We start from the raw sequence: 6,833 nt of genomic DNA, 5'->3' as shown, positions 1-6,833 counted from the left end.
GCGATGGATTAACCGACTTAATTTGGAACGAAACAGGCAATATTAATCGCACTTACGTTGGACTTTCTAAAGGAAACGGAACCTTTACTTTTTTATCAGCACAAGACCGCTCAGAAGGTGGATGGAATGGTTATAAAACTCTAACAGGCGATGTGAATGGCGATGGATTAACCGACTTAATTTGGAACGAAACAGGCAATATTAATCGCACTTACGTTGGACTTTCTAAAGGAAACGGAACCTTTACTTTTTTACCAGCACAAGACCGCTCAGAAGGTGGATGGAATTCTTATGACACCCTAACAGGCGATGTGAATGGCGATGGATTAACCGACTTAATTTGGAACGAAACAGGAGATATTAATCGCACTTACGTTGGACTTTCTAAAGGAAACGGAACCTTTACTTTTTTACCAGCACAAGACCGCCCAGAAGGTGGATGGAATTCTTATGACACCCTAACAGGCGATGTGAATGGTGATGGATTAACCGACTTAATTTGGAACGAAACAGGAGATATTAATCGCACTTACGTTGGACTTTCTAACGGGAACGGAACCTTTACATTTCTGGGAGCACAAGACCGCTCAGAAGGTGGATGGAATGGTTATAAAACTCTAACAGGCGACGTGAATGGTGATGGATTAACCGACTTAATTTGGAACGAAACAGGCAATATTAATCGCACTTACGTAGGACTGGCAATATAAAAATGATAAACTAAACCACATCTAGTTTGCATAATCTGAAATTGTACATTTCTTCTGGGGTGGGCGTCTCGCCTGCCCAATATATGCAAGGTTATTTGTGGAACAGCTTATTGTCGCGTCCTTAAAATTTTTTACATGAAGTGCGATCGCCTATTTTGTGTTTAGTTTCACTAAATGAGAAGCGATGTCTACGACGGGCTACGCCTACGCAGTTAAACACCTGGGTTACATCTTACCGTGTTGCATGACTTGTTGTAGATGTCGGCGAACCTCTTGTGCATGTTCAATATCAGATTGGCGCAATTTTTGGAACAACTCTACACAAGGCTGAGAACCTACTTGCTCTGCATCTTTGATGTAAACATCATAAGCTTTAACGGCTTCAGCCTTGTTGTGCAACACGGTGATAAAATCATACTCCAAGTTGCTAATTGGTTCTTGAGACTGTCCGTTACCTGTATTTGTAGTCATTGCTTGACCCTCTTTTAGAATTTCTAATTAACTTTATACTCACCCTTCAAGAGCGATTCATCTCCCAAAAAGAGTATAGTTCAATACGTCGGAAGTACCTTTTGAGGGTAAGTTAGGTACTAATACTTTTGGCTTAACAGCCGTCAAAAAAACCGATATGGTTTCAACTCTTTTTCCCTTGCTCTCCCCACTCCCTAATTTCATAGAAGTTTATCCAAGAGGTTGATTTTCATCACATTGACGTGAATACTGCAATTCCAACTCATTTTGTCGTTCCCTATCTCCTCTATGGACAATCGGGCACAACTTAGTGTTAGCGCTCATACAATCCATGTGTGGCGTCTTAGCACAGACCACAAGTAGCCCACCCAAAACAAACAACAAACCACAAATTGCAGCTGTATTAACCCAAGAAATTTCTAGCGCTCCTTGGACTACTACTTCTCGCAGTAGAGATACAATTGTTACCTCAACTGCCACTCCCACAGAGATACTATGTTCTTGCAAGTAGACCATTAACAGTCGAAATAACTCGACTAAAATCAACACAAATAGGATTTTTGCAGTCACATGTTTATAATCCAACTGCTGCGTAATGGCGACAAATAACCCCCACAATTGCATCAGCATGACGGCAAACAAAGCCAAACACAAGACAATCACAATTAAGTCTTGAAAGGCTTCCATGTTGCGAACAATTGAGTGCCGATCAAGCCAGCGATCACTAAATAAAAATCGACTTTTCTGGCGCTTTTGCATGTACATTTCATTCCAATCGGGACAAGTTAAGACAACACCAGCGAGTCAACCCAATAGTTTTATGTTATGCAATATTAAGCTTTTGCGCCTCAGCGAGGTTGGTAATTTAAATTTTGTGCCTGTTGCAACAATTGTTCGGTATTTTTTGCCCACTGGGGATTACCCTGAGCATTGTATAAATCTCTGGCAAATTTGAATACTTGTACTGCATCTCCATATTGCTGTAACTGCATAAAAACTAACCCTGCACCATAATAAGCGTTGGGATAGTTAGAGTTAGCTTCGGCTGATTTTCTAAAAGCCTCTAATGACTCTTGGAATTTACGTTGCTGAAACCAAATTGAACCGAGATTGTAGTAAGCTTCTGGATACTTCGGATTAATTTTTACTGCTTGACGAAAGGCATCTTTGGCTTGATCGAGTTTACCTTCTTGGAGATAACACATTCCCATATGATAAGGTGGTTCTGGTGCATTTTTGCTATATTCTATGGCTTTTTTAAAAGATGCGATCGCTCGCTCACAATCTCGTTGCTGTTCTCGTACCAACCCCAAGTTATAGTGGGCAAATCCTAGTTTTGGATCAAGTTCTAACGCGCGTTGCAAGTAATCGTTAGCTAACTTGAAATTATTACCTTCTAACAACGCACCACCTAAATTAGCAAAAGCAGGAGCAAATTTGGGATCGGCTTGCGTCGCTCGATAAAATGCATCCGCAGAGGGTTGTAATTGTCCTGTTTGTCGGAATGCTAACCCTAAATTATAGTGCGCTGGCGCTAATGTCGGATCTAATTGGGCAGCTTGTTTAAAGGCGGCGATCGCATCTTGTACCCTTCCCGCCTGAATTGCCTGTAAACCTTGGTTTAACCAGTCTATGGCAGTTTTACCATTAGATTGTGCCAGCTTTGAGGGGAGAGAGGGAGAGAGAGAAAAAGAAGGGAAGGGAATGCTAACAACTAACAAAGTCAAACTTACTAACCCTGCTATGGGATATTTAGAAAATGATAATCTCATTGATTTTCTGATTCGCAACACTTTCAGTTAAATTTACTTCATAAAAAATTCGTTACAAAAGTTTTAGATTCGCTATTAAACTTTTGGATACTTAACTTTTCTTAAGCTAAATCTTACAACAGGCTACAATTTTTTTAACTTTCGATTAAAAGAAGGATAATAAAAAATTAAAGAAGGGGTAATTTTGACTCCAGAGAACCATTTTTTATCCCTGATATATACAGCAGAATAATGCGGTTATAAAAGACTTACCGCAAGTGAGGTTTTATGAACGAAAAAGTAAAATCGGGTTCGCGGAATGTTGCAATTGTCGGGCCTTATTTAAGTGGAAAAACCACTTTACTAGAAAGCTTGTTATTTGTCACAGGGGCAATTTCTCGCAAAGGGAGTGTTAAAGACAGCAATACAGTGGGAGATAGTGCTGCCGAGTCGCGCGATCGCCACATGAGTGTAGAAGTCAGCGCCGCTAGCACTGAGTATAGCGGCATTCGCTTCACCTTTATAGACTGTCCGGGAAGTGTAGAATTTGCCCAAGAAACTTACAATGCTTTAATCGGAGTGGATGCAGCAATTGTAGTTTGCGAACCCATACGCGAACGTGTCCTCACCCTTGCCCCTCTATTTAAATTCCTAGACGATTGGGAAATTCCTCACCTTGTCTTTGTCAACAAAATGGATCGGGCAAATATTCACGTTTTGGAAACGTTACACGCCCTGAAAGCAGTATCTAGCCGTCCCCTGGTAGCGCATCAATATCCGATCATGAACGGGGAACAACTCACCGGCTTTATTGATATGGTGAGTGAACAGGCATATAAATATCATCCAGGCGCACCTGCTGATCCCATCCCCTTTCCCGAAAGCTTAAAAGAAGAAGAACATATAGCACGAGCAGAAATGCTCGAAGCCCTAGCAAATTTTGACGACCATTTACTCGAAGAACTTTTAGAAGACATTGAGCCACCCCAAGAGGAAATTCTCAAAGATTTAAAAATGGAATTAGGGGCAGATTTGGTAGTGCCCGTTTTTTTTGGTGTGGCAGAACAAGATTATGGTGTTAGACCTCTATTAGAAGCCTTGTTACGGGAAGCCCCCGAACCAGAAACCACAGCAGAACGTCGCTTAAAAAACTTAAAAGGTGATACAGCCTTAGCACAGGTATTAAAAACTTATTACACTCCCCAAGGTGGCAAACTCTCTCTGGTGCGTGTTTGGCGGGGCAAATTAACTGATGGTATTGTCCTCAATGGCATTCGGACTGGTGGAATTTACCGCCTCATGGGACAACAACAGCAGTTTGTTAACCAAGTTAGTGCTGGTGAAATTGTCGCATTGAGCCGTTTAGAAGGAATCAAGACAGGCGATACAATCTCTATAGAACAGCAATCTGCACTAGAATTACCCAAAGCTGTACAGTTGGAACCAGTGTATGCTCTGGCTATCACACCAGAAAAGCGCAACGATGAAGTTAAACTTAGCGGTGCCATTACCAAGTTATTGGAAGAAGACTGCTCACTTGCTTGGGAACAACACGGCGATACCCACGAAGTTATCTTGTGGGGTCAAGGTGAGATTCATTTGCAAGTCACCCTAGACAGACTGCGCCGCAAATATAACTTGCCAATGACAACCCACTTACCGCAAGTGCCTTACAAAGAAACCATCCGCAAAACGGTGGCTTCAGTTCATGGGCGCTACAAGCACCAAAGCGGTGGTCACGGACAGTTTGGTGATGTTTTTCTCGATATTAAGCCCCTACCACGCGGTACAGGTTTCAACTTTAATGAAACTATTGTCGGCGGCGTGGTTCCCAAACAGTACATTCCTGGGGTAGAAATGGGTGTGCGGGAATTTCTGACACATGGGCCTTTGGGCTTCCCAATAGTGGATTTGTCCGTAACTCTGACTAATGGTTCGTATCACAACGTTGATAGTTCCGAACAAGCCTTTAAGCAAGCTGCCCGATTGGCAATGCAAACGGGGATACCTCAAGCGGAACCTACCCTGTTAGAACCAATTCTGCGGGTGGATGTTACCACACCTAGCGAATTTACCTCCAAAGTGCTGCAACTTTTGACTGGTAGACGGGGGCAAATTTTAGGCTATGAAGGTAAAAACGATTGGCAAGGCTGGGATAATGTCTCTGCATATTTGCCGCAAGCAGAGATGCAAAACTTTATTGTAGAGCTGCGATCGCTCACTCTCGGCGTTGGTTCTTTCCACTGGGAATATGACCATCTTCAGGAAGTGCCGGAAAAACTTGCGGAACGTGTCATTCACAGTAGTGGCAATGGTAGTAACGGCAACGGCAAATAATTTTGGATTTTGGATTTTGGATTTTGGATTAATTTAAAATCAACACTAGCCCGGAACTTTAAGTTTCGGGCTAATAACTAAAGTCTAATAAATCGTTGTCAGTCTATATCATCTTCTGTAAAACCTGCATCCTTCAGCAGTCCTTTCAATGTTCCAATGGGTAAATCGCGATTGCCATGAACAGGAATAGAGAGAATGATACCTTTGTTGACATAAATATGATGACTGCCAGTAATCCGTTTCAGGTTCCAGCCATACCGTTCAAGAATTTTACATAAGGCTTTACCAGAAACAGATTTCATAGAGATATTTCAATTAACTGTTTATCAGGTTCAAGTTCTTCCTGCTGGCTAGCAACTTCAAGCCAACCCTGAATTGCATCTTTAAGCATTTCTAACAAGTGTTCGTAGCTTTCTCCCCATGTGTGACACCCTGGTAGGGCTGGTACTGAAGCACACCACACATCGTCTTCTTGCCAGATAACGGCTTTGATTTTCATGATAAATCTGTTGCAGTGTCGTGTTGTATATCTTAGCGCAACTACATTTGAGAGTTCTGTAGGCAATGCCTGTCGTAGGCATCGCTCCAAGGCTGACATTCCCGATTTCTCTTAGAAGTTGGGAATCTTTATTCAATCTATAAAAGGATTCGTAAACCGCACGCCCTCAACCGTCGCACCTGATGCAAAGTCCTCAGTATAAACTTCTTCAATTTGGTTGAGTTGCGCCGTTGCCCAAATTTGCGCGTCCCAAAACCCGAAGTGATGGGTTTCCACGCCGCGAATTGCTTATAAAGAGATGAGTCGTGTAATATCAATGACATGGCAAGCAGCTAAATAGTTACGCATTCGCACCAGCGTTTCAGCAGAAGTTAAAAGCGAACGCTGAGTCCGGGTTGTGGCCCTAAAAAACTCTCCCAACACTTGGGTACTAATTACCGCCTTACCAGAACGAATCAATTGGTCAGTAACTGCGATCACACTTGTCCTGTTTTGAACCACCAAAGCATTTGCAGTCTTTCTTTCTGGCTTGCACTGATGGCGTGTTTTAGAGTTTTCTCTAGATACTCTGCACTTTCTGTGATTTCTATTTTTAGCCTACGTGACATTTTTGCGCTGTTCTATACCCTCTACTCTCTATTATATGCAAGCTCAATGTAAATTGATATCAGACACAATTAATTACACAATGTCATTGCGAATGGAGCGAAAGCGGAATGAAGCAATCGCAAGGGCTGAGATTGCAACTCTTAGAGACGCTCCGCGAACGCTCCGCTCGCAATGACTGTAAATATTTTTGTCCATCTACTTATTGGGTAACTTACATATTGGATCAATCTCAATTATGCTACTTAAAGGAGTTTCACGAATGAAAAAAAAGATGCGACGTAGGACATTCGTAATCGCATTGGCGAGTACTATCGGGCTGTGTTCGACCTCTGTAGTTGTCTTAGCACAAGACAGTATTCAGATTCTCTTCGCTTTGAGACCTGACGGCCAACTGTCATACTACAGCTACAGCGGACTGCCAAATCTCAACAACTTTGGAAACGGCGGTGGCGAGAC

At 42.4% G+C, this 6,833-nt stretch carries 10 protein-coding genes; 3 read left to right on the top strand and 7 right to left on the bottom strand.

Annotation, left to right across the window (positions count from 1 at the left end):
- On the top strand, positions 1-710 hold a 710-nt coding region (locus V7K85_RS08130; RefSeq protein WP_334812550.1), incomplete at its 5' end, for an FG-GAP repeat domain-containing protein.
- Positions 711-935: 225 nt separating this feature from the next.
- Here V7K85_RS08130 and V7K85_RS08125 read toward each other — a convergent pair.
- The 3 genes from V7K85_RS08125 to V7K85_RS08115 form a co-directional block, all read right to left on the bottom strand.
- Positions 936-1,181, bottom strand: coding sequence for a hypothetical protein (locus V7K85_RS08125; protein WP_334812548.1), 246 nt, complete (start codon positions 1,179-1,181; stop codon positions 936-938).
- 210 nt (positions 1,182-1,391) lie between these two features.
- Positions 1,392-1,946 (bottom strand): phosphate-starvation-inducible PsiE family protein, encoded by a 555-nt coding sequence (locus tag V7K85_RS08120; protein ID WP_334812546.1) that lies wholly within the window; start codon positions 1,944-1,946, stop codon positions 1,392-1,394.
- 83 nt (positions 1,947-2,029) lie between these two features.
- Positions 2,030-2,953 carry a tetratricopeptide repeat protein gene (locus V7K85_RS08115; RefSeq protein ID WP_334812544.1) on the bottom strand — a complete coding sequence of 308 codons (924 nt, stop codon included), beginning with the start codon at positions 2,951-2,953 and terminating at the stop codon, positions 2,030-2,032.
- A gap of 267 nt (positions 2,954-3,220) precedes the next feature.
- On the opposite strand from V7K85_RS08115, the gene V7K85_RS08110 reads away from it, so the two are divergent.
- Positions 3,221-5,269: an elongation factor G gene (locus V7K85_RS08110; protein ID WP_334812542.1), complete on the top strand. Its 2,049-nt coding sequence runs from the start codon at positions 3,221-3,223 to the stop codon at positions 5,267-5,269.
- A 98-nt stretch (positions 5,270-5,367) separates the two neighbouring features.
- On the opposite strand, the gene V7K85_RS08105 is transcribed toward V7K85_RS08110, so the two are convergent.
- From V7K85_RS08105 to V7K85_RS08090, 4 genes are all read right to left on the bottom strand, one after another.
- Positions 5,368-5,571, bottom strand: coding sequence for a type II toxin-antitoxin system HicA family toxin (locus V7K85_RS08105; protein WP_334812540.1), 204 nt, complete (start codon positions 5,569-5,571; stop codon positions 5,368-5,370).
- Entirely contained in the window at positions 5,568-5,768 is a 201-nt protein-coding gene (locus V7K85_RS08100; RefSeq protein WP_334693120.1) for a type II toxin-antitoxin system HicB family antitoxin, read from the bottom strand. The genes V7K85_RS08105 and V7K85_RS08100 overlap by 4 nt, the downstream gene beginning before the upstream one ends.
- Positions 5,769-5,900: 132 nt before the next feature.
- Positions 5,901-6,044, bottom strand: coding sequence for a hypothetical protein (locus V7K85_RS08095; RefSeq protein WP_334812538.1), 144 nt, complete (start codon positions 6,042-6,044; stop codon positions 5,901-5,903).
- Between the two features lie 12 nt (positions 6,045-6,056).
- The gene (locus V7K85_RS08090) at positions 6,057-6,269 is read right to left on the bottom strand and encodes a hypothetical protein (protein WP_334812536.1); all 213 of its coding nucleotides are present in this window, start codon (positions 6,267-6,269) and stop codon (positions 6,057-6,059) included.
- 379 nt (positions 6,270-6,648) lie between these two features.
- Between V7K85_RS08090 and V7K85_RS08085 the strand changes: the two genes are divergently transcribed.
- A partial coding sequence (locus tag V7K85_RS08085; RefSeq protein ID WP_334812535.1) for a hypothetical protein occupies positions 6,649-6,833 on the top strand: 185 nt, incomplete at its 3' end.

Origin of the sequence: Nostoc sp. (assembly GCF_036917615.1) — a bacterium.
Taxonomy (GTDB): domain Bacteria; phylum Cyanobacteriota; class Cyanobacteriia; order Cyanobacteriales; family Nostocaceae; genus Nostoc.
This window is presented reverse-complemented; position numbering and strand designations above follow the sequence as displayed.

What these genes read in the sequence shown, in the direction of transcription:
- V7K85_RS08125 (WP_334812548.1), bottom strand. Translation starts at nt 1,181, where the DNA reads ATGACTACAAATACAGGTAACGGACAGTCTCAAGAACCAATTAGCAAC.
- V7K85_RS08120 (WP_334812546.1), bottom strand. Translation starts at nt 1,946, where the DNA reads ATGTACATGCAAAAGCGCCAGAAAAGTCGATTTTTATTTAGTGATCGC.
- V7K85_RS08115 (WP_334812544.1), bottom strand. Translation starts at nt 2,953, where the DNA reads ATGAGATTATCATTTTCTAAATATCCCATAGCAGGGTTAGTAAGTTTG.
- V7K85_RS08110 (WP_334812542.1), top strand. Translation starts at nt 3,221, where the DNA reads ATGAACGAAAAAGTAAAATCGGGTTCGCGGAATGTTGCAATTGTCGGG.
- V7K85_RS08105 (WP_334812540.1), bottom strand. Translation starts at nt 5,571, where the DNA reads ATGAAATCTGTTTCTGGTAAAGCCTTATGTAAAATTCTTGAACGGTAT.
- V7K85_RS08100 (WP_334693120.1), bottom strand. Translation starts at nt 5,768, where the DNA reads ATGAAAATCAAAGCCGTTATCTGGCAAGAAGACGATGTGTGGTGTGCT.